This is a genomic window from Neptuniibacter caesariensis (assembly GCF_000153345.1).
Lineage (GTDB): Bacteria > Pseudomonadota > Gammaproteobacteria > Pseudomonadales > Balneatricaceae > Neptuniibacter > Neptuniibacter caesariensis.
The window spans coordinates 157,846-181,572 of sequence record NZ_CH724125.1; the positions used below are offsets into that span (position 1 = coordinate 157,846).

At 45.1% G+C, this 23,727-nt stretch carries 19 protein-coding genes; 11 read left to right on the top strand and 8 right to left on the bottom strand.

The annotated features are described in order from the left end of the window. Nucleotides 1-2 precede the first annotated feature (2 nt). On the top strand, nt 3-1,103 hold the full coding sequence (locus tag MED92_RS00755; RefSeq protein WP_007019546.1) for a DNA-binding protein: 1,101 nt from the start codon (nt 3-5) through the stop codon (nt 1,101-1,103). A 104-nt stretch (nt 1,104-1,207) separates the two neighbouring features. After that, complete coding sequence (gene cysB / locus MED92_RS00760) at nt 1,208-2,182, top strand: HTH-type transcriptional regulator CysB (RefSeq protein WP_007019547.1); 975 nt, start codon at nt 1,208-1,210, stop codon at nt 2,180-2,182. Nucleotides 2,183-2,243: 61 nt separating this feature from the next. Here the strand turns inward: cysB and MED92_RS00765 are convergent, their stop codons facing one another. After that, the gene (locus MED92_RS00765) at nt 2,244-3,938 is read right to left on the bottom strand and encodes a methyl-accepting chemotaxis protein (RefSeq protein WP_007019548.1); all 1,695 of its coding nucleotides are present in this window, start codon (nt 3,936-3,938) and stop codon (nt 2,244-2,246) included. Nucleotides 3,939-4,474: 536 nt separating this feature from the next. Here MED92_RS00765 and MED92_RS00770 point away from each other — a divergent pair. The 6 genes from MED92_RS00770 (at nt 4,475) to MED92_RS00795 (ending at nt 8,756) form a co-directional block, all read left to right on the top strand. Then, on the top strand, nt 4,475-4,939 hold the full coding sequence (locus MED92_RS00770; protein ID WP_007019549.1) for a hypothetical protein: 465 nt from the start codon (nt 4,475-4,477) through the stop codon (nt 4,937-4,939). A 19-nt stretch (nt 4,940-4,958) separates the two neighbouring features. Beyond that, entirely contained in the window at nt 4,959-6,416 is a 1,458-nt protein-coding gene (locus MED92_RS00775) for a hypothetical protein (RefSeq protein ID WP_007019550.1), read from the top strand. Between the two features lie 34 nt (nt 6,417-6,450). Then, entirely contained in the window at nt 6,451-7,083 is a 633-nt protein-coding gene (locus MED92_RS00780; protein WP_007019551.1) for a hypothetical protein, read from the top strand. Nucleotides 7,084-7,148: 65 nt separating this feature from the next. Further along, nucleotides 7,149-7,511 (top strand): roadblock/LC7 domain-containing protein, encoded by a 363-nt coding sequence (locus MED92_RS00785; RefSeq protein WP_007019552.1) that lies wholly within the window; start codon nt 7,149-7,151, stop codon nt 7,509-7,511. Nucleotides 7,512-7,537: 26 nt separating this feature from the next. After that, nucleotides 7,538-7,999: a PAS domain-containing protein gene (locus MED92_RS00790; protein WP_007019553.1), complete on the top strand. Its 462-nt coding sequence runs from the start codon at nt 7,538-7,540 to the stop codon at nt 7,997-7,999. 10 nt (nt 8,000-8,009) lie between these two features. Continuing rightward, nucleotides 8,010-8,756, top strand: coding sequence for a phosphate/phosphite/phosphonate ABC transporter substrate-binding protein (locus MED92_RS00795; protein WP_007019554.1), 747 nt, complete (start codon nt 8,010-8,012; stop codon nt 8,754-8,756). A 32-nt stretch (nt 8,757-8,788) separates the two neighbouring features. Here the strand turns inward: MED92_RS00795 and hmuQ are convergent, their stop codons facing one another. The 7 genes from hmuQ to trxC form a co-directional block, all read right to left on the bottom strand. Further along, nucleotides 8,789-9,091: a heme-degrading protein HmuQ gene (gene hmuQ / locus MED92_RS00800; RefSeq protein ID WP_007019555.1), complete on the bottom strand. Its 303-nt coding sequence runs from the start codon at nt 9,089-9,091 to the stop codon at nt 8,789-8,791. A gap of 8 nt (nt 9,092-9,099) precedes the next feature. Further along, a complete protein-coding gene (locus MED92_RS18300) occupies nt 9,100-12,054 on the bottom strand; it encodes an EAL domain-containing protein (protein ID WP_007019556.1) in 2,955 nt (984 codons plus the stop codon). After that, nucleotides 12,048-12,518 (bottom strand): hydrogenase maturation protease, encoded by a 471-nt coding sequence (locus tag MED92_RS18305; protein WP_007019557.1) that lies wholly within the window; start codon nt 12,516-12,518, stop codon nt 12,048-12,050. Before MED92_RS18305 ends, MED92_RS18300 begins: the two co-directional genes overlap by 7 nt. Continuing rightward, nucleotides 12,518-14,020 (bottom strand): nickel-dependent hydrogenase large subunit, encoded by a 1,503-nt coding sequence (locus MED92_RS00815; protein ID WP_007019558.1) that lies wholly within the window; start codon nt 14,018-14,020, stop codon nt 12,518-12,520. The genes MED92_RS18305 and MED92_RS00815 overlap by 1 nt, the downstream gene beginning before the upstream one ends. Before the next feature lie 10 nt (nt 14,021-14,030). Continuing rightward, nucleotides 14,031-14,984: an NADH-quinone oxidoreductase subunit B family protein gene (locus MED92_RS00820; protein WP_007019559.1), complete on the bottom strand. Its 954-nt coding sequence runs from the start codon at nt 14,982-14,984 to the stop codon at nt 14,031-14,033. Between the two features lie 187 nt (nt 14,985-15,171). After that, complete coding sequence (locus MED92_RS00825) at nt 15,172-17,316, bottom strand: Tex family protein (RefSeq protein ID WP_007019560.1); 2,145 nt, start codon at nt 17,314-17,316, stop codon at nt 15,172-15,174. A 6-nt stretch (nt 17,317-17,322) separates the two neighbouring features. Beyond that, nucleotides 17,323-17,751, bottom strand: coding sequence for a thioredoxin TrxC (gene trxC / locus MED92_RS00830; RefSeq protein ID WP_007019561.1), 429 nt, complete (start codon nt 17,749-17,751; stop codon nt 17,323-17,325). A gap of 190 nt (nt 17,752-17,941) precedes the next feature. Here trxC and MED92_RS00835 point away from each other — a divergent pair, with 190 nt between their 5' ends. The 3 genes from MED92_RS00835 (at nt 17,942) to MED92_RS00845 (ending at nt 23,712) form a co-directional block, all read left to right on the top strand. Further along, nucleotides 17,942-18,373 (top strand): acyl-CoA thioesterase, encoded by a 432-nt coding sequence (locus tag MED92_RS00835; protein WP_040661795.1) that lies wholly within the window; start codon nt 17,942-17,944, stop codon nt 18,371-18,373. 90 nt (nt 18,374-18,463) lie between these two features. Then, entirely contained in the window at nt 18,464-20,020 is a 1,557-nt protein-coding gene (gene sbcD / locus MED92_RS00840) for an exonuclease subunit SbcD (protein WP_007019563.1), read from the top strand. Then, nucleotides 20,017-23,712 carry an AAA family ATPase gene (locus MED92_RS00845; RefSeq protein WP_007019564.1) on the top strand — a complete coding sequence of 1,232 codons (3,696 nt, stop codon included), beginning with the start codon at nt 20,017-20,019 and terminating at the stop codon, nt 23,710-23,712. Before sbcD ends, MED92_RS00845 begins: the two co-directional genes overlap by 4 nt. Nucleotides 23,713-23,727: the final 15 nt, after the last annotated feature.

A 23,727-nucleotide genomic window follows, 5' to 3' on the forward strand; every position in this document is an offset into this window, starting at 1 on the left:
GAATGAATGAAACGGATTTGAAAGAAAGTGTTTACTCGACTGCCGATAGATTGCTGATGGCAGGTGTGCAGCCAACTTTGACAACTATAGCGGAATCCTTAGGCTGTCCAGAGTCAGATTTAGAGTCTCTTTTTCAGCAGTGGTGGGGGCTGGCGCCTACCAGGCTAGGACTGACCGCTACTTCTATCGTTGTTCCTGATGTACCTGAAGCTTTATCACAGTCATTCTCTCGTATCTGGGAACAAGCGGTGCAGGAAGCTCGGAGTAATTTCGTTCAGCAGCAGCATCAACAAGAAGTGGGTATCGATATTGTCCGTCGAGAAGCGGATGAATCACTTCAGGAGTCTCGCTCACGTTTGATCGATCTTGAGGAGCGTATCCGTGAGCAAACAGGGCAAAATGAAGAGCTCAAGTCGGTCTTAAAAGGTGTTGAGGCTGAAGTTGATGTATTGAAAGCGAATTTAGCGGCTGAAACTTCCCAGCGAAAGCAGGAGGAACAAAGCCGTTTAAATGTGGAGCAAGAGCTTAATCACCTGCGTAAAACTTACGATGACTCCAAGCGCACTTTTGATCAGCGGATCAAAGATGAGCAGCGTCATACCCTTGAAGCCGTGAGTAAGTCTGATGCAGATGTTCGTTATTATCGCGGTGCATTAGAAAAGTTACGTGATGAAGTAGGCAAAAAAGAGTCGGCGCTGACCAAGACGATTCATGATCTACAGGCTGAATTAGCCAGGAAAGATGTCAAAACTGATACCTATAAAACTCAGGTTAAAAGCCTCGAGGATGAGCTTAAGAAGATCAAAAATGACAGCTCTGGGCAAAACAGAGACTTGGCAAAAATTAACACTCAACTGCTTTCAGAAAGTAATAAAAACAAACGCTTAGAAGATAAAGTTAACGAACTGGAAGAAGAGCTTCGTAAGGCTAGGCAGAAGCAGATTTCGCTCTCTAATGAGCAAAGCAGAAGGGAAGCGAGTATCCGCAATCAATATAAAGCCAAGGAAGAAGAGTTGGTAAGGGCTTTAGCTCGGGTTTCTAGTCTGGAAAAGAAAATGATTACCCAGGATGAAGAGATTAGAAGGCTAAACTCAAGGTTATAAAAGCGATGCTGCTTAGATGAAATGTTATGGATTTTATTCTAAGGTGTTATAATAAATCGTCTCTTAATTACGATGGCTTAGGTGCCTGGGTTTTGGAGTTTTAGATGAAATTGCAGCAGTTGCGATACATTTGGGAAGTGGCTCGTCATGATCTAAACGTGTCAGCCACGGCACAGAGCTTGTACACATCACAGCCGGGGATCAGTAAGCAGATTCGCTTGCTTGAAGATGAGCTTGGTGTTGAAGTGTTTGCGCGCAGCGGTAAACATCTAACGCGTGTGACGCCTGCAGGTCAGGCGATTCTTTCTGTTGCGGGAGAGATACTTCAGAAGGTTGAAAGTATAAAACAGGTTGCTCAGGAGTTCAGTGATGAGCGAAAAGGCAGCCTTGATGTGGCGACGACTCATACACAAGCCCGGTACGCGCTACCACCGACAATCACTGGCTTTATGAAGGAATATCCGGACGTATCCCTGCATATGCATCAGGGGACGCCGATGCAGATCTCAGAAATGGCTGCGGATGGTACTGTCGATTTTGCGATAGCGACAGAGGCGATGGCTCATTTTAATGATCTCATTATGATGCCGTGCTATCGCTGGAATCGATCAGTGGTCGTTCCTAAGGATCATCCGCTCACTCAGGTATCAAAACTGACTTTAGCTGATCTGGCTGAGCAACCGATTGTAACCTATGTATTTGGTTTTACAGGGCGTTCTAAATTGGATGAAGCCTTTGCTAATGAAGGGCTTGAGCCTAAGGTTGTTTTCACTGCAGTAGATTCGGACGTGATTAAAACCTATGTCCGTTTAGGTTTGGGCGTTGGAATAATTGCAACGATGGCCTTTGATGAGCAGCAGGATAGCGACCTGGTTGCGCTGGATGCCAGTCATCTGTTTGAGCCAAGCATTACCAAGATCGGCTTTCGAAAAGGGACCTTCTTACGCGGTTATATGTATGACTTTATTCAGAGGTTTGCACCTCATCTCACGCCTGATGTTGTCCGTCAGGTGCTTGAGTGCGGTAATCGTAACGAAATAGACGAGATCTTTGTCAATCAGAAGCTCCCTGATCTTTAAGTGTGTTCCTTATGAGTATAAAAAAACCTGCATATGCAGGTTTTTTTATTTCTGGCCTAATTTAGGTGCTGAAATAGCGGACCATCTGATTCAGCTTCTCGGCCATTCTGGCCAATTCTTGCCCGGCCTGAGACGTTTGCTCAATTCCAGATGCGTTCTGGATGCCATTTTGATTAATTCGAGTTATGTTATTGGCCATCTCTTCCGCAACATGGTTCTGTTCAATCGCTGCAGATGCGATTTGACTAGTCATCTCATTGATCGTGAGGACACTACTCGAGATGTTTGACAGAGATACGCCAGCTTTTTGAGCTTCATCAACCAAAATGGTTGCTCTGTCCTGGCTTGCTTTCATCGCTTCAACGGCTTTTCTCGAATCCTGTCTTAGTGTGCTGATAATCTCATTGATCTCCGCGGTGGATTGTTGTGTCCTGCCTGCAAGGCTCCTTACTTCGTCCGCTACGACAGAAAAGCCGCGACCCGTCTCACCCGCTCGAGCAGCTTCAATGGCTGCATTAAGTGCTAATAAGTTGGTTTGTTCGGCAATGTCGGTGATGACCTCAAGTACCTTAGTGACACTTTGGCTGTTATTTTCCAGTTCAGCTACGGCTCTGGAAGTATGGTCTAGTTGCTCAGATAGTTGAGCTATCATGTCCACGGTATGGCAGACCGTTGCATTGCCCTGGCGAGTCTCTGACTCTGCACTGTCTGCTGAATCTGATGTATTGCTCGCGTTATTAGCAACAGAGTGAACGGTTGAGTTCATCTGATTCATTGCTTCCGCAAGGATATCTGTTTCAACCTGCTGCTGTTGCACTTGAGCGCTAGTTTGCAGCATGACCTGAGCGACTTCTTCTGATGTGCTTGAGAGCTGAGAGGTAACATCACATATATTGCTCAGCATGTCGGAGAGCCTTTTGCGCATATCCTCCATGGATCGTTGAAGGTCAGCGATTTCATCATTACCAGTGCTTTGTATCGGGTTGGTTAATACTCCGCTAGCAATGGTTTGCATCTCTTTTTGGGTGTTTCTCAGTCTTGAGACTACATTTCTGGATATGCTGTAGCTGATAAGAAGACCCAGTAGGGCGGATGCCGCAGCGATAATGGTGACTATATTGAGAGCGTCTTTTTCGTGCTGTAAGGCGATGTTTGAAGCTTCACCTGTTAGTTTTGAAATTGTTTCCAGTAGGCTTTTGACTTCGCTATCGAGGAGCGTTTCCTGCTTATGGATACTGATTACCATCTCATGGAGATTATGCGGAAGGCCCTGGCTTATCGCCTGGAAAAGTTCTGTCGATTCTAGCTCAAAGGACTGGTGCATCTTTTGGACTTTATCCAATGAATCTCTCATTGATTTAAATGTCGCCAGGTTGTGACTGTTGGATTTAGAAATAGCCCTATCCGTTATCGCTTTGGCCTCAATCAGCTCCTGTTTAATTATCGCACCAAGTTTCTTGAAATGATTAACCTCATCATTGATCTCGCTGATATCGCTACTTTGCTCTAATGTCATGATTGTGCTTGCCAGTACCGCTCGCTCGAGATGAACAGCCTGTTCAAGTTGATGTTCAGTGATCATGGCAAGTTTGTGGGTGAGGGGGATGTCTTCTTCAGCAATTGATTCGAGTTCTGAACCAACTTGGGAAAGGTAACCAATCGATGTACTACCGATAAGGCAGATAAATGTGATTAATAGGAAGGCGTTGCCCATCACCTTCATCTTGGTAGATAGGCGGTTCAATATAACATCCATATTCGTTTTCTCCGTTATGCCTGTCTAGATCCTTAAGATTTAGATAGAACTAAGTATTGCACCATAACGGGAAAATGCTTCGAAAAAATTAAAAAAGTGAGTTTTATCTGTGTAATTGCAGCTTTCAGAGTTAAAAGCGCTATAGATATGCCTGTAGCTAGTGTGATGGATTAGGTGCTAAGAATAATTGTCTGATCATGTCAGTTAGATTGTCGGCTGATTCAAAAAGATATCGCTTTATGGAGACTTTTAAAGCGTGTATTTCAGAACCTTTGGCTAGGTAAACGTCGTTATGCAATCGATACACTATCGGTTGTTTTTTTCTGAAAGGGTGGGTTGATATCTGTAGGTAACGATTTGAAATAAAAAGCAATTGATTGGTCAAATATTCCCCAAAAAAGCTGACCTTAAGCTATAAATATATTAATAAATGCAAATATTTGCCGATAAATTTGTAATCTTGACTTTGTCGAGATATAAAAACAAACACCTGTTTAGAAATTGAAGTTCCGATAATAAAGTAGCAGGAGCAAATAGTGACTTCACCAATATGGGATGCATTGGCTGATTGGGAACTGAATGCAGACTTTGACAGCCCAAACACTGGACGTATTCAAGCTGCATTTGATGCGCAGCACCCACGGTATTTAATCTATCGCGGGCATCAAGGTCGTCGTATTCTTTATCATTTTACACGAATGGTGGCTGCTGACCCTGATGAGCTCCGTCTGCATACTAAGCGGATTTATCTGTCTATTGCTTGCTACGATAGTGATGCCTTAGAAGGGGCATTTGCTGATTTTCTGCTCGTATTAGGAAATAAAGGCCCTAAGCTTAGGCAGCGCTTATTTGAACAAGCGCGTTCGGTCATGAAACCTAAAGTACGTAATATTATTGAACGTGCTATTGAGGAAGATGATCTTAGTGCGTTGAGTGAGCTATCAACCGAGCATTCGGTCTTAATTAATGGCCGTTTCCAGCCTTACAGGCTTCATGGATGAGCTCGGAAAGAGAAGCTAAATGAAAAAGTTGAACCGCAATCAGCTAGTTAAAACAAGAAAGGTTGCTATAACGGGTTTTAGTGGGCCCAGTTTGGCAATGCTCGAATATTGTTTTTCTTCCGCAGTCGATTGTGAGTTGGTTACGCTTAGCGCAGCTTCAATTGTGGTGGTCAATGGTGATCAGGCACAAAAAGAAGAAGATCTTCAGAGCCAAATCAAAGAAAAGAACCCCACATCACAATATATTGTTATCAGTGCTCGGGATCTATCCTGGCCGGGCTTTACTCTATTGAAAAAGCCGCACTCTTCATCTGATCTTCTTGAGATCGTGAGGAAGTTCGAAATCGATGAATCTGAACTTGCAGATGAAAACTCTGAGTCAGAGGCTACACCTGAAAATTCAGTATTAGATAAAGAAAATCTCGATTACTATCGTGGTGGGCTCTATTCACGAAAACGAAAGGGTGAGGCTCTTAAGCAAAAGCTAATCCGGGGCAATCTTGTCGTTAATGCCGCAGATCGTTTGGTTCAGCAGGTCGAAGCCGATCTGAAAGCTCAGGAAGCTCAGTTACAAGAGCAGCTTAAGGCTGAGCAAGAGAAGCACGATGCCATTATTAAAAAGAAAGAACAAATTCGTGAGTTAAAGCTTAAGAAAATTGCAGCTAAGAAAAAGCAGCTGGAAGAACAGAAGCAAAAGAAAAAGAAGCTTGAGCTTCAGAAGAAAAAACTTGCTGCCATTCAAAAGGCAAAACTGAAAGCCGCTAAGGAAAAGCAAAAAGCTAAAGAGGCTTCTGTAACTGAGCCTTCAGCAGTTGAAAAACCTTCAGCCGTAAAAGAACCTTCAGCGGTTCCGGTTAAAAAATATGCTAAGGAATTAACTGCTGAGCAGATACTTCAGTGTTGTGGTAATGCCGCAGATGTTAATTTCGCACGCCCAGATGAGAGGCGCAGCGTTTTTCATAACCCTGAAGGGTCATTATTAGTAGTACTGTCCGATGCCATTGAGCTTGCGCAAAAGCAAGAGCAGCCTGTAGAGGTGACTGGCCTGCCAGGGCAGTTATTTGTGTTCCCCGAAAACAGAGAGATTTATTCTACATTCAGTGACGACTTTCTAAACCAGCTAGCATTAACGCGCTTTGGTTATGGTGAGCTTGGTTTTGAAGAAAAAACCGATTTCGAACTGAAGGAGAAGGATAAGCATCTGGTCGAGGGAGTAGACTCGTTTGTCTGGAAGGTGGCTATCTGGACAGCGAGAGGACGTTTAATAGTCGGAATGGATCCCGAGAAAACGATGCAACTAACAACTAAGCCTGATTTTGATGCTTTTCTACCATTGCCACATGGTGAAGAGATTAGTGAAGTATGGGCTGGTAATAGTTTGTCTGCTTTAGATGTAGCGAAGATATTGGATGTGCCACAACGTGTAGTATTTGCCTATATGTGTGGTGCATATTCGCTGGGATGGTTTCAGGTATGAAGCTGCGTAAGACGAAAGGTTTCGGAGTTTATTTGTGACAAGCGCAACGATACAGAATCAATTTATTCAGATCTGTCCTGCTGGGGCATTTTACGCAACCGTCGGTTCTGAACCTGATGATGCGCGTGCATTGCTGCTACAGTTATTAAGTTCAGATGTATCTTTACCATTCAGTAAAGAGCTGATCATGGAGCTCACTGATCTGGATGATGGTGAAGCAGATGAGCTTTTTGAGAAGTTATTAGATAAAAACTTCGTGAGTCTGGATAAATCACCTTCGAGAATAATTTCAGACTCAATAGAGAAGATACTGCCTGAGTTATTAAAAGGCTTATCCAGTACGGGTAAGGTTGCTCTGGCAGATGACCATGGATTTTGTTTAGGTTCATCAGGTTATGATGCAGATCACGCTGAAGCTTTATGTGCGTTGGCGGCTGACTTAAGTTCGTTGCATGAAAGGCACAGCTTATTATTGAATAGGGACCTGGCATTTATGGGAGAGTCCTGGGGGATGTTGGATCCCGTAGGTCTTAGTCAGGTTGGATTTTGGGTAATTCATCTGGGGCATCAGCGCTTTGTTTTGATCATTGATCAGATGCCGCGCCTAAACCAGAGTAATTATGTGGATTTGTTAAGTGTTTTGGCCAGACGTTATCTGGATTATTGATACGAATCATTGTTAGTTTTTCAGATAACTGTATTTTTAACGCCTTACATTAAAGGAGTATGTATATGCGCTCAGAAATGTTGACCTCTATTTTGAGTGACCTTAACGGCACTTCAGCTGAGATTGAAGCGTCTGCGGTAATCTCAACAGATGGTCTGATGATCGCAGCCCTGTTGCCAGCAGGTTTGGATGAAGACCGTGTTGGTGCTATGAGTGCAGCAATGCTTTCACTAGGTGAACGTACAGCGAGTGAGCTGGCGCGAGGAGAGCTTGAGCAGGTGCTGGTTAAGGGTGATGAGGGCTATATCCTCATGACTCATGCAAATGATGAATCTGTATTGACTGTTGTGGCAAAGCCAAATGCTCGTCTTGGTCTTATTTTCCTGGATGTTAAGCGTGCTGCAGAAGCGATTGGTAAGATTCTGTAAGTTATAAATAAACACTAGGAAGGTTGATGTCAGAACAGGATAGTACTGATGTTCGTGAAGTTGTCATCAATTACTATGATGGTACATCGCGTACAGCTAAAATCTACGACCGTGAAATTCCGTATCCCGAAGGAAAGTTAATTGTTTCTCGTACGGACACTAAAGGGATTATCACACATGCAAACCAGGCATTTGTTGACATGTCTGGTTATTCACAAGACGAATTAATAGGTAAAAATCACTATATTCTTCGTCATCCTGATATGCCATCTGTTGCCTTTGCAGGTCTATGGGAAACCATAGAAGCAGGTAATAAATGGCATGGCTATGTTAAAAATCTTCGTAAAGATGGTGCTTATTACTGGGTTAAAGCCACGGTAATACCCAATATCCGTAATGGTGTTGTGGTTGGCTACACCTCCGTAAGGCGCAAGCCTTCGCGTAGCAAAATTGCTGAGAGCGAAGCTTTATACAAAACACTCATGTAGAGGTGCTGTCTTGATTCTTAACTTAACCGTAAGTCCAGATTTTGCACCGGATCATATATCCGGGTGGTATATTTTTAACACCTGGTTACAACGTCAGCTCGGTACCCGAGTTCATCTTGAGTTATATGACTGCTTTGATAAGCAACGTGAAGATATCAAAGCAGGTAAATTTGATCTGGTTTATGCCAATCCTTTCGATGCTTCGATGCTAGTTCGTGAACTCGGTTTCAAAGCGGTTGTTCGCCCATTAGCAAAGCCTGATGAAACGATTATAGCGACTAATGCTGAATCGACTATTAACAACGTTGAAGACTTGCAGCCGGGCTGTCAGTTAGTGGCGACAGATGATCCTGATGTTAACCGCATCGGTATGATCATGCTTGAGCCAGCTGATTTGGATGGTGACAATACCAAGTTGAAGACAGTAGATAGTTATATCATTGTTGCTAAACATCTTTTAAACCAACAGGCTGACGCAGGTTTCTTCTTAAAGGATGCTTATGATGAGCTTTCTGATCTTATCAAGAACCAGATGAAGGTATTGGTGAGTAGTGAGATCAGTGTTGTGCATCATGCATTGTTGGTTGGTCCTAAGCTTCAGCAATATATTCCTCAGATACAGAAGTTTCTGCTCAATATGTCTTCCAATGAAAAAGGCAAAGGGGTCCTGGAAAGTATGGATCTTGATGGCTGGGAGGTTATGACGGATGAAGAAACTGAATTTATGATCGATTTGATTGATACACTTATCGATTAAAAAAGCGGCGTAAGCCGCTTTTTTTATATGGCTTACAACACGGACGAGAAACCTTCAAACTTTGGCGGGTCAAGGTAAATATCGGTTGCTGGCTTAGCGTTAGCATGGGCCTTCCTGAATGCTTCGGATTTCGTCCACTCTCGGAACGCAGTCTCTGAATCCCAAACACTGTGCGATATAAAAAGAGTGCATTCGTCATCGGTTGCACCCTGCATTAGGTTGAAGTCTTTGAAGCCAGGTACTTCATCTAGAAATGTTTCGCGATTTTTCCATATCTCTATGAAATCACTTTCTTTACCTGGTTTTATTTTGAATCGGTTCATGGCGATAAACATAACAATCCTTATGAATCAGCTTTACCTAATAATGCGATGAATTCAGATGAAGCAACAGGTCTGGAGATAAGATAGCCCTGAGCCTCGTGACAGCCAAGCCTTTTAAGTAATTCAAGTTGCTCTGTTTCTTCAACGCCTTCAGCAATAACTGTCTTGTTCAGTATTTTGCCTAAATGAATGATAGATTCAATGATGCCGCGTGCTTCATTGGAGTGTTGGATATCGCTAACAAAACTACGGTCTATTTTGACTCGATCTATAGGTAAAGAGGCAAGGTAGGAGAGGGAGGAATAGCCAGTTCCGAAATCATCCATTGCCAAAGTGATGTTCATTGCTTTTATCGCTGACAATTGGCTGTTAGAAAACTCAGGATCGGACATGGCTGCTGTTTCAGTGATCTCCAGTTCCAGGTATTCACTGTGAACCTGATAGTGCTCAAGCGCTTTCTTGATATCTTGGACCAGATTAACGTCTTTCAATTGAACGGCTGACAGGTTCACTGCAATTTTAGGAATTTTATAACCTTTCTGGCACCAGTCTTTGATTAATTGCAGGGCTTGATTTAAAACCCAGTTCCCTAATTCAATGATCTGACCGCTCTTTTCTGCAATAGGGATAAACTCAGCTGGAGAGACCTGACCAATCTCGGTGCTATGCCACCTCAGAAGTGCTTCCGCTCCGACAATATGGCCCGTGTGAATCTCTATTTTGGGTTGGAGCAGTAAATTAAGCTCATTGTTATTAATGGCGTTATGAAGATGGCTCTCGATAAGTCGTTTGCGCTGGATACTAAGTTGTAAGTCATGGTCGAAGAACTTGTAGTGGCTACCTGAAATGGCTTTGGCTTCATACATTGCCATATCCGCATTACTAAGGAGCATACCGGTTTCTAGCCCGTCTTCCGGTATTAGTGTTATACCTATGCTGATACCTATATGAAGCAGGTGGTCGTCTACCCGGAAGGGTGTGGTTATTGCGTTAATGACCTTTTCAGCAAGTACTGAGGGCTCGTGTTTAGATTTGATCCCTCTTTGTATGATGGCAAACTCATCACCGCCTAATCGAGCAATGACATCTGTAATAGAGATGCATTGCTCCAGACGTTTAGCCACCAGTTGCAGAAGAAAGTCGCCACTTAAATGCCCCAGCGTGTCATTTACATCTTTGAAATTATCCAGATCCATAAACAGAACGGCGGAAAAGCAGTGATTGTTTCGGGCATCATCGATCGCACTATCCATTTCAGCGAGGAGCACAGGTCGATTGGGTAGTTTAGTTAGGAGGTCGTGTTCGGCCTGGTATCTTAGTTGACGCTCTGCTTCTTTTTGCTTCGTGATATCTGATTTCAACGAGAGATAATGACTTATTGCCCCAGTTTCGTCATGAATAGGGCTTATAGACATAGACTGCCAGAATTTCTCACCAGACTTTTTCCTGTTTATGATTTCGCCTTTCCAGCAGTTATCTTTCTTTATGGTTTCCCATAAATTTCTATAGAACTCAGCCGACATCTCACCCGATTGTACAATGCTACTTTTTCGGCCAATGGCTTCTTCAGGAAGGTAGCCTGTGTTTTCCGTAAACATAGGGTTTACGTACACTATGATTCCATCTGTATCGGTGATTATGACTTCGTTAGTGCTCTGTTCTACTGTTGAGGAGAGTAGGCGGATATGCTCCTCATCCCTTCGACTCTGTGTGATATCTCTTGTCGAAATAACAAAGCCTCCTGAAGGCGTAGGGGAGGATTCGCATTCAACGATTGATCCGTTGACCTGGTGTTGTATCCAGCGATACTTTTCTCTTAAAAGCTGGCTGCTGGATGGTTGAAGTTGCGCATTTTGAACCAGCGTATTTTGGGTAAACAGATCTTGATATCGGGCTCCCAAATCAATGTTTTGCAAATTTGATTGAGCTATTTGTGAGAACTGCTCATTCCAGATCAGAAGGTCGCCTTGCTCATCGAACATTGCCACACCTTGAACCAGTGTGGCTAAGGTGCTCTTTAAGAGAAGAATATGCTGTTCAAGGTCTTTTTGACGTCTAACCTTCTCTTTTTCTTTTAGGAGTGAGATATCGGTAGCTGATAGAATCAGGCCTTCTTCTTTGCCCTGGTGATTAAAAAGAAGGGTGCCTCGCAGCAGAAATGAGCGCTCATCTTTTATTTCTGCCTGATCAGATAGGTTTCGGAATTTGATCTCTTGTTCAAAGCCTTTTTCGCGATAAATTGCACGATACAGATAAGGGCGGCTATCCCAGTTTTTTATTGGGAAGTTTTCTGATATTTCGTTGAGGGCTTCTTGGCACAGTAATTCATCTGGAGAACGACCGACTAAATCTCTTATTCGAACACCTAGAATATCCGCTGCATAGCGATTTGCACGGGTGATCCGTCCAACGTTATCCGTAACAACGATGAACTCTTCTATTGAATTCATGACCCCGGCAATGAGTTCATTGACTAAAACCAGGTGTTGGTTACTTTCTTCAAGTTCTACTTTTTGATGCTCAACCTGGCTGAGCATCGCATCCATTGATTCAAGATTCGATAGAACTTTCTTCTGCAGCGCGTTGTTTACCGCTTTAAGCACAGCTGTTTCATCAGAATCATCGGCGGAACATAAACCGCTCTCGATGTTCTTTGTGGCGATGAGTTCTGGTTTCTTAACTCTGAACGTCTCGCCCAGACGTGTTACTTTCATGGATTTTTCACAGCTAAGCAGGTCCGTTTCCTGACCATGTTTGGGGCAGATCAACTTTCCTGAGTCAGTTATCTTTGCCTCTAGTAGTGAGGCGTGGGCATGTTCACAGTAAAGGGGGAGTGCATAGAAATCGGTTCCGTATTCAACAACCAGAAGCGGTTTGCTTTGATCATCGGCATGAGTTACCCAGCGAGTTTCACCTTCGACCACAACCTCTTTTTCTATGCTAAGGCCTTGTTTAATAATATCTGGAGCTAGCATAAAGCGACCTCCTGATCTGTTAGGCTTGATCTAATTGTTAATGCTGCTTTATCCGCTTGTGCTTCAATTTCAGGAGATAGTCCGCGATTAAAAGCAGTCACCGGCGCTACAGTGATGTAGAAAACTTCAGTAACCGGTGGTGGAAGAGGCTGGCAAAGAATGGGTAGATGTCTGATGAACTCTTCAACCCCGCCATCGTGTAGATTTCTGCTGAAATGGTTGAGAAAGTCATTAGCTGAAGCCCAGGAAAGCTCGCCAGGTCGTTTAGTATCTGATTGATAAGCATCAACAATAATGATTCTTTCTGCCCTGGAGATATGTTTAGGGATCAATAACGCGTTGTTAGCACAGAAATACAGCTCAGTGCATTCAGGCAGCTCGAGCTTTTGTAATGCCTCATAAACAGCAAGCCCAAAGCCATCATCACCATGCCATTCATTGCCAAAACACAGAACAATTTGCATCAGGTGACTCCAAATCTGTGTTTCTTGCCGCTACCTAGCAGATGTACTGTGCAAACCAGGCAGGGATCGTGGGAGCGAACCACGTGCCCAATTTCAATAGGTTCGTCCAGATCCGGCATAGGTAAACCAATTAGGCTTTGCTCGATGTGACCGGGTTGTTGATTGATATCTCTGGGGGATGCGTTCCAGGCGGTTGGTGTAATTACCTGGAAATTTTTTATCTTTCCATCTTCTATCTTTAGCCAGTGTCCCAGGCTTCCTCGTGCTGCCTCAATCATGCCCACGCCTTCTCCATCTTCTAATGGGCAATGGATCATTGTCGGTGCATCCAGGCATTCGAGCAGTGAAGAAAGTTGATCTTTTAAAATGATAAGTGAGCTTGCTTGTCTATGAATGCGAGCAAACTGTCTTGTCCAAGTACTTGATCCATTTTGGGCAAGCATATCTAATATCAGGGGATCTTTTGCGACTGCTAATTGGGCGAGAGGCCCAGTTTGTATGACATCTTTGTCGTATCTTGGTGCCTTTGCCCAGCTATATTTTTCACTATCTGGATCATACTTCGGTTGAGTAAGCCCCTGCATGGGATGTCGAGCAGTCTGACTTTCATCATGGTACCAACTCGAGGTGATATCCTCGGTTATCTTTGATTCATCAAGCGGTGCGTGTTTCTTCAACTTATAATTGTAAGTTCCGTCTGATCTGATTCTCTCCTGTGGGTTTTCAGGATCAATTAGAGAACCATAACTAATCATTTTTTCAGAACCGCTGCCTACAGAATCTAGGCCCATGTCTCGACAGAAACGGTGTAGAATCGCGATAGCGGAGTCAGAACTCTGGGTGAAATTATTCAGCTCAGCCAAGGATGTAATCCGGGACCAGTCAGCCAGTGAGGTCCCCAGTATTTTATGCTCAAACCACTGAGTATAACGTTGTAGTTGTGCTAGAGAATTAATCACCTTGCGTCGATCAGGAAGTGATGTCACACCACCCGGAACCATGTAAGAAGAATGGGGCCATTGGCCGCCAAAGATGGCGACTATTTCAATGATGTCGCGACTAAATCGAATCGCGTCCTGATAAAGCTCGCCTTGCATATCCTGAAATTTAGCAACAATGCTTTGGTAATCGTTAAGCGTTGAGTAGCTGGAATGACAAAGATCCGGCGTGAACATCAAAAATGTCTGGCGGCAGTCAGACTGAATCTCTTCGCTTAGTAAGCAGATGTTTCTAACGCGAATGGCATTTGCTGGTGGAATAATATTTGATACCGATTCAAGAGCCAGGACACTGGCATAAAGGTGAGCTGTACTACAGATACCACAGATTCGCGGTGTAATAGCAAGCGCATCCATTGGGGCGCGCCCAATCAGAATTTGTTCAAATCCGCGATACATCGTGCCGATGCAGCGAGCATCGGTAACAATACCGTTCTTTATCTCCAACTCTATTTCGAGATCGCCTTCGACACGATTCAGCTGTAACTTTATTCGTCTACTCATGATCTATTAGTCAGGGCTTCATTTTCCGTTCAATGATTCGAATGGGTGCGGCATCGTTGGCTAAATCTTTATAGGCCATATAGCGTGGGCGGCTTACGCCTAAGGGAAGTGCCACAGGAATATTGCCGACTTTTTCTGTCTTGAATAAGGGGGCGTTTCGCGGAAAGTCTGGCGATACACAGCCCAGGCAGGGAACCCCTTCGCGTGTTTTGCTGCTACGGTTGTTCCATAGTTCAGTATTGCAAGTTGCCGATGTATAGGGGCCTTGGCAACCGAGGTTGTAAAACAGGCAACCAGGTTCACCAAAATGCTCCTCTTCAATATCGTACTCATGGTACTCATTTCGTGTGCAGCCTTGATGCACCATCGTGCTGTAGAATTCACCGGGCTGATTAAAATGGTTGAGATCCAAAGGGTAGCCCTCAACAAGAGAAATCAGCGTTTGAATAATTGTGTTCGGATGGGTCGGGCACCCAGAGATATTGATAACAGGTTGACCGCTTCGGCTTTTAAAACCGTTATCCAGAAGCCCGCCAGATTCACCCTGAAAAGATTGCATGCCGGTTGATTCCGTCGGATTTGGCGGGGCTGCGGGCACACCACCAAACGCTGCGCACGTACCCACTGCGACAACATTGTTCGCTTTCTCGGCGAGTTGCTTAATAACAAAAGCTTTGGGCTGATCGTTAAGAGTATCGAACATCCCGGTGCCATTTGGGCCAAGCGCAAGGCTGCCCTCTACACAGAGAATATCCAGGATGAGCTTATCGTTAATGATGGCATCTATATCTTCCATGAGCTCTGACATAGGCCTTGTCGAAAGAGAAGGCTGCCAAATAACATCAATACCGTACTGCTCTACAAACTCGGGCCATGATGGGCGGTCAGCACAGAGAAGCGACATCGTGTCACCACTACATGCGCCAGCCTGCATCCATAGCATTGTTATTTTTTTATTAACCATGGAGACTGCTTTAATTAGGTTCTTAACTCAGTCTAGTATGATTTTACGCCGATGTCTGTACAAGTATGGACTAATGTAGCAGAAAGATAGATATGCTAAGTATCTATTAAATAAGGATTTAATCCTGATTAAAATGCTCGGGAATTGACTGCCAGCAGTTGGTGGTGGCAGCCATGTTTGTTTGGATTTAATCTGCTGTACGCATGGTCAATGAGATTCTTTTACGCTTTTCATCAACCTCAAGGACCCTAACGGTAACGATCTGGCCGGGGGAAACAACATCGTGAGGGTCTTTAACAAATTTATTGGCTAATTGAGAAATATGTACAAGACCATCCTGATGAACACCCAGATCTACAAATGCACCAAAGTTGGTGACATTTGAAATCGTTCCTTCCAGGCGCATTCCTACTTGCAGATCGGTAATGGTCTCTACACCGTCCTGTAGTTTTGCAGTTTTGAATTCCGGGCGAGGATCTCTACCTGGTTTATCGAGCTCACAGATAATATCTTTTACTGTGTATAAGCCAAACTGATCACTAATATAATCCGCCGGCCGCAGCGAATTCAGGAAAACAGAATCGCCAATGAGACTGGCTATCGAACGCTTGTTTTGTTTGGCGATGCGTTCAACCAGAGAATAGGCTTCTGGATGGACGCTGGAGCTATCTAAAAGCTGTTTGCCATCTCTGATCCGCAAGAAAGCTGCTGCTTGTTCAAAGGCTTTCGGTCCCAGGCGCTTAACCTTCTTGAGTTCATTACGACTAGAGATTTTTCCAACCTGATTACGATAATTGATGATATTAGTGGCCAGCGTGTCATTTAGACCGGATATGCGGCATAGAATGGCTTGCGAGGCGCTATTTAAATCAACCCCTACTGAGTTCACGCAATCTTCGATGATGGCCTCGAGCCCTTCCCCTAAGCGTTTCTGGTCTACATCGTGCTGGTACTGACCTACGCCGATCGCTTTAGGTTCTATTTTAACCAGTTCAGCAAGAGGATCCTGAACTCGGCGAGCTATAGACACTGCACCACGAATGGTTACGTCGATATCAGGTAGCTCATTAGCTGCCAGTTCAGAGGCCGAGTACACAGACGCGCCGGCTTCACTAACAATGAGTTGCTGGAGCCCAAGTTCTGGATGTTTCTTTCTTAACTCGGAAGTAAGCTTGTCTGTCTCTCTTGAGGCTGTGCCATTGCCGATACTGATAAGTTTTACCTTATGCTTAAGACATAGCTTTGCTAATCGGGAGATCGATTCATCCCATTGATTTCTGGGTGCGTGGGGGAAGATCGTAGAATGCTCCAGAAGTTTCCCTGTTTCATCCACCACGGCGACTTTAACGCCGGTTCGTAAGCCTGGGTCTAGTCCAAGTGTTACAACAGCACCTGCCGGAGGCGCGAGTAGTAGTGCTTCAAGGTTCTTGCAAAAAACCTTGATTGATTCATCGCCAGAGGCTTCTAACTGTGAGTTGAACAGCTCTTTAAAGAGTTTATTCTTGAGCTTGCCCGACCATATTTGCTGGATACTGTCTTGAAGCCATTTACCCCCTTGACCTTTCGAGGGGAGTTTCAATGAGCGGTTAATGAGATCCAGGCAGAAATGATCACTATCCAGAATGAAACTGACTTTTATGTGCCCCTCAGTGCTTCCGCGTTGTATGGCCAGAATTCGATGGGAAGGCTGTTTTTTTAGAGGGGCGCTGTAGGCAAAGTAGTCTTTAAACTTTGCGCCAGACTCTTCATGACCTTTAACCAGCTTGGTGTTTATCTCTCCGAAGCGGTTAAGCTCAGCTTTAAGCTTACTGACTAATTCGATAGATTGATTAATCTGCTCAGCTAGAATGGCCTGGGCACCCTCTAAACAACGACCGTTATCCGTATAATCAGAGTTTGCATCAATATAAGCGTTTGCAAGTAGCAAAGGGGATTCAGCGGGGTTGCTGATTATAGAATTAAGTAGTTTATCTAAACCTGCATTACGTGCTTTTACCGCTTTAGTCACGCGCTTAGATTTGTAGGGTGCGTAGATCTCCTCGAGGCCAGATTTTGTATCCGCGTTGTTTACCTGAGTGTGGAGTTTCTCGGTCAGTTGCTGCTGATCAGTTAAAGCATCAAGGATCACTTTTTTACGTGCTTGTAGCTCACGCAAATAGCTGAGACGAGTGTGCAGCTCACGTAGCTTTTGATCGTCGAGTGCGCCGGTTACCTCTTTGCGATAACGGGCGATGAAAGGCACTGTTGCGCCTTCATCAAGTAGTTTTATCGTCGCACTAACCTGATTAGGTTTAATTTTTAGTTCGTTTGCCAGGGTAGAGATCAAATCCATTGATGCTTAGGCCTTCTGCAGCGTTTGTAAAATCCATTGTTTCAATTGAGGCTCCTGTAGAGCGCCAGCAACTCGATCAATCTCCTGCCCATTCTGGAACATAATCAATGTAGGGATGCTACGAATATTCATATTTGCAGATGTTCTCTGCGCTTTTTCAGTGTCTACTTTTGCAAAAAGCAGAATTTCAGATTCTGCAGCGGTCTTGTCGAATATCGGTTTCATCATCTGACAAGGTCCACACCAACTGGCCCAAAAGTCGACAATCACCGGAAGCTCACTATTTCCTACAAATTTTTCAAAAGAGTGATCGTCAAGTTCAGCTGGAGTAAACGTATGCAGGTCACTTTTGCATTTTCCGCATTTGCCCTGAGTGTGGTCTTTTTCTTCTGGAATTCGATTGGATGTAAAACAGGTTGGGCAGACAACGATCATGGTGTTTATCTCTCGCTTAGGTTTAACAGAAAGATTGGGGTGATGTGAAAATATTCAAGAACTTAGAAAGTGACATCGATAATTGAGTTCAGTTCAAAAACGGCAACAGTCATTTTTAAATAATCGATCCTAATAATTCGACTAAAGTGATAGAGTGGCTCTGTGTTTGGCCCAAGAAATGGTTTTAGAGATGAATGATGTAACAGCAGATCAAAAAGCACGTGGTCGTCTGACGACGCGTACGATGGCAATGCCGGCAGATACTAACCCAGCGGGAGATATTTTTGGTGGCTGGGTTTTGTCACAGATGGATATAGCTGCAGGGATATGTGCAGGTCAAAGGGCACAATGCCGTGTTGTTACCGTTTCGCTGGATAGTATGAGCTTTATCCGTCCTGTTAAAGTGGGTGATATTCTCGGCGTATATACTGAGATCGAAAAGGTAGGGCGCAGCTCGATGGAGATTCATGTTGAGTGCTGGGTGCGCCGTGGTCGAATTGGTAAAAGAGAAAAAGTGACTGAAGCGAACTTTAAGTTTGTTGCAATTGATGATGAGGGCAATCCAACCCCAGTACCGGCTGAAACCGACTTGCCTGAATACGCGGTCGAATCAAAGGTCTGAATAGAATCTACCTGCGCACGGTTTTCTTGGGTAAGATAACCGTGCTCCAGAGAAGGAGTTCATGGATTATAAGGGTAGAGCTTCACGCTAATGCGTATATTACACACCTCCGACTGGCATCTTGGTCAGCATTTTATTGGCAAAAGCCGACAAAATGAACATCAGAAATTTATTAGCTGGCTTATTGATAAAGTCGAAGGATATCAAATAGATGCAGTTGTTATTGCAGGTGATATCTTCGATACTGGAACGCCCCCTAGCTATGCCCGTGAACTCTACAACCAGTTTGTGGTTGAGATAAATAAATTAAACTGCCGTGCTGTCATCCTGGCTGGTAATCATGATTCGGTTGCGACGCTGAGTGAATCAAAAGCTTTACTGGCGTACATGAATACAGATGTGGTAGCTAATGTATCAGAACAGCCAGAGCATCAGGTTATTCTGCTAAATGATCGAAAAGATCAACCGGGTGCAATCATCTGTGCAGTACCCTTTGTTCGCCCAAGGGATGTTATTTCGAGTCAGGCTGGACAGTCAGCGATCGATAAATCGCAAGAACTTGGCAAGGCGATCTATGAGCACTATCAACAGCTTTTCAAAATAGCTGAAGATCAGCAAAAGTTTATAGAAAAGGAAACGGGTAAAAAGCTTCCGATCATTGCCACAGGTCACCTTACCGCAATGGGAGTCAAAACGACCGAATCGGTTAGAGACATCTATATAGGTACACTCGAAGCTTTCCCAGCAAACCATTTTCCGCAAGCTGATTATATTGCACTGGGTCATATCCACCGTCCGCAAACCGTCGCTAAATCTGAGCATATTCGTTATTGCGGATCACCCATTCCACTCAGCTTTGATGAGCTGAAATGGCAGAAGCAGGTGCTGATGGTTGAATTCTCAGAGCTAGATACTGTGCCTGAAATTACTTCATTACCCATCCCTCTGTTTCAGCCTATGGCGTTGCTTAAAGGTAACCTTCAGCAGATAGCAGCTCAGCTCGATCAGCTGGATGATAATGAGCAGACTGTTTGGCTTTCTGTTGAAGTTGAGACTGACGATTATCTCTCAGATCTGCAAAATCGTGTGGAGAGCTTGGTAGCAGAGAGCAATGTTGAAGTGCTGCTATTAAAGCGCGCTCGTAACCAGCGTAAACAACAAATCGAACGTAAGCAGAAAGAAACCCTGGCCGAGTTAAATCCCTTTGAAGTATTCGAGCGTCGCCTGGCTCAGGAGCAATTCGAGTCTGATGAGCAACAAGAACGTTTGCAGGTTATTCGACAAAACTTTGCCGAGATTACGACTGAGGTTGCAGAGGAGCAGGGGATTACGCTCTCTAAGTATATCGCTGAATCCGAGCCTGAATCTGCCTTAGTATCAGAGCCAGAGAAACAAACGACACAGCCTGCAGTGCAGGAGCCCGACGCTCACCCTGATGCTGAAGAGAGTATTGCGCAGGAAGGTTTGTTTGGTTTTGAAAAAGGCCGAACTGAACAAGAGGCTCTACCCACCCATAAACCCGAGAAAAAGTTCGCTACAAAGAAGCCCGCCCCTGATAAAGCTTCGATGGTTGATGAGGCAGTTCACAGCGTTGATCAGACTGATCTCTTTGCGATGTTTGATACTGACCAGGAGGGCCAGCCATGAGAATCCTGAGTTTACGCTTTAAAAACATCAATGCCTTGCGTGATGAGTGGAAGATCGATTTCACTAGTGGTGAATTTGCGGAAAACGGCCTTTTTGCCATTACCGGGCCTACTGGGGCAGGTAAGACATCGATCCTTGATGCGATCTGTTTGGCTTTGTATCACCGTACACCGCGCCTCCGTACAATATCTCAATCTACAAACGAATTGATGACCCGGGGTACTGCTGATGCTTTGGCAGAGGTTGAGTTTGAGGTGAAGGGGCAGAGCTACCGCGCCTTTTGGAGTCAGCGACGTTCTCGTGATAAAGCCGAAGGTAATCTCCAGGAAGCCAAAGTTGAACTGGCCCGCTTAGGCGATCAAGGTGATGAGATCCTTGCAAGCCAGGTTAAGGTTAAGAACCAACTGATAGAGCAGATCAGCGGCCTGGATTTTGAACGTTTCACTAAGTCGATGATGCTTTCACAAGGGCAGTTTGCTGCTTTTTTGAATGCGGATGCCAATGATCGTGCTGAGCTGTTAGAGGAACTGACCGGTACTGAGATCTATGGTCTTATTTCAGAGCGCGTGTACGAGCGTTTCAAATCGGCGAGTGATGAGGTTAAGCATCTTGAAGCACGTGCCGAAGGTGTTGAGTTACTTAGCGTAGAACAACTCGCAGAACTCAGTGAGCAGCAGACGGTAATATCAACACAGCTTAAAAGTACCGAACAACAGCATAAGCAGTTGCAAGCTGAACAGCGCTGGTGGAACGATTATAGTAAAGCGGAACAAACGCTTACAGAGGCGCAGTTAGGGCAACAGCAAGTGGCTAAAGAGCGCGAAGCGCATGCTGAAGATCTGGATCGCCTAGCCGCCAGCGAACCCGCGGAAAAGCTTAGGGCACCTTACCAGATATTAAAAGCTGTACAGCAGCGCGTGACTAGCCTGGTTCAGCAGATTGCAGAGCAAACCCCGCAAATTACAATGCTTAACCAGCAGAAAGCTGACGCAGAAGTGCAGCTGAAATCAAAATCGGTCGCACTTGATGAGGCGAAACAAAAAGCCCAGGATCAAGAGAGGCTGATCAATGATCAAGTTGTGCCTTTAGATTCAGAGATTGCTCGCCTGCAGTCACAATTCGCTGATGCCAGCAGTGAACAGCAAAATACCCGCTCGCAGGTTGATAAGCTAAATCAGCAATTAGCCGATCTTAAGCAACGTGGTGAAGCGGATCTTGAACAGCTCAAAGCCATTACAGAACACCTAAGCGCACAAACGCATCTGAATGATCTGACGGAGCGTTTGCCATTATGGCGAGCCCAACTGGATCAGGAGCTGCAATTACAAGCCGAGCTTAAACAGATTGCCGTATCGTTGCAGCAAAGGGCGGAACAGCAAAGCAAAGATCAGGCAGAGCATGCTGCGCTTGAATTGCAGATCAGTGAACAGCAAAGTTTGTTGGAGCCTTTGGAAACCGAACTCAGAGATTGCCTGCAGCAACTGCAAGTGAGCCTGGCGGGGCGAAACCTCGAAGTCTTAGAAGCTGACTTCAGCAGATTACAAGCACAGCAGCCTCTGCTGACGGAGATGCGTCACAGTGCCGAGCAGTTTGCTCAGTTGTCTCAAGAACAGACTATGGCTACGGCTCAGCTGCAAACTTTGCAAAATCAGTTAAACCTGACTGATTCACAACTTGCGGGGCTGCGTGAACAGTGGCCGCTGAAAAACCAAGCCGTAAAAGATCTGAAAAAACTGCTCGAACAAGAGCGCAAGATTAATAGTCTTGAAGCTGAGCGGGCCAAATTACAAGCGGGTGAAGCCTGTCCGCTCTGCGGTTCACATGAGCACCCGCTGGTGGCGGAATATCAGACGCTTGATGTGTCAGATACCGAGCAGCGTTTGCAAGTGGAAGAGGCCGCTCTGGATGAGCTGAAACAGCAAGGCACTACTTTGAACAGTCAGCGCCAGTTGTTAGTCGAGACGCAAATACCTGAACTTGAACAGAAGTTATCGCAATTAGCGGATCAGCTATCGCAGTTACAGCAGCGCTGGCAGTCTGTGCAGCAGCAAATGGGCACTGAACTTTCGCTCAATGATCAGCCTGCCATTATTAGTCACATAGACGGATCTACAGGGCAAATGGCACAGCTGCAAGGCGAGCTTGAAGCGCTGCGTGCACTTTATAAACAGGAACAGCAGCAAACACTCGCGCTACAAACTGCCGAGCAAACATTGCAGAAGCTGCAAGCTGAATTGGCGCTACAGCTGCAGAAACAACAGGCTAACCAACAACAATCCGCTGCCGAATCCCAGCGTCAGCAGCAACTGAATGAGCAGCTAGACGCGCTACAGGTTCAGCTCAAAGCAGAGGTGGAAGCTTATCAATTGGTAATGCCGGAACCTACAGAAGCTATTATCTGGCTGGAGCAGTTAAGTAAACAGTGCCTGGAGCTGAGGCAACAGCACGAACTTCAGGCTGAACTGAGCAAACGTACAGAGACACAATCTGTTGAGATAGGACAGATTGAGATACAAATTGTTGAGGCAAATAAACGGCTGGCTGAACGTGACGAGCGTGTGTCTGGATTAACAAGCACACTTGCTGATAAGCAATCTCTGCGTAAAGCGCTTTTTTCTGATCAGATAGTCACTGATGTCCGTGAGCAGATGCAAAAAGATCTAAGCACCGCAGAGGCTCAACATCAAGCGCAACTTCATCTGTTGCAAGAAGCGGAGACTGCGTCTAAATCCGCGCAGGCGGCTCTAGCACAGTTACAACAGCAACATGTGGCTGAGACGGAAGGACAGGAGAAACAGCTTGCTGAATGGCAACAAATACTCGGCAGCAGTCAGTTCGCTGATGAGGCAGAATTTGTCGCAGCTTTATTGGATGAAACTGAGCGTACTGAATTAAAAGCCTTGGCTGATAGATTGAAGCAAGCACAAGAGCACAATCAGGCATTGCTGAAACAAGCTCAAGCACAGCATGCAGATTTACAAGCGCAAGGTGAAGCAGCTAAGTATGCGCTGGAGCATGCAACGCCATTGCAAGAGCAGCTTGCTTCGATAGAAACCGCTTTAAAAGATCTGATTCATCAGCGTGGTGAAGTTAGCTCGCAACTCGAGCAGGACAAGCAGCGCCGAAACTCTCAGCAGCAGTTATTTGCTCAGATTGAAGCGGCTAAACGACGCTATGATGATCTGGCATACCTTAACTCACTGGTGGGTTCCCAACGGGGCGATAAATTCCGTCGATTTGCTCAGGGTTTAACACTGGATCATCTGGTCTATCTGGCGAATAACCAGCTGGATCGTCTACACGGTCGTTACCAGTTGCAACGCAAGCAAAGTGAAGCGTTGGAGCTTCAGGTCGTCGATACCTGGCAGGCAGATACGGTAAGGGATACCAAAACGCTCTCAGGTGGCGAAAGCTTCCTGGTTAGCCTTGCGCTCGCCTTGGCCTTGTCTGATTTGGTCAGCCAGAAAACCAGCATCGATTCGCTGTTTCTGGATGAAGGTTTCGGAACTTTAGACAGCGAGACACTGGATACAGCGCTGGACGCACTGGATAGCCTGAACGCCTCAGGAAAAATGATTGGGGTGATTAGTCATATCGAAGCCATGAAAGAGCGCATTCCGTTACAAATTAAGGTACGTAAACAGAGTGGGTTGGGAATCAGTCGCTTAGAGAATCAGTATCAAGTGCTTTGATGCAAATCACCCGAG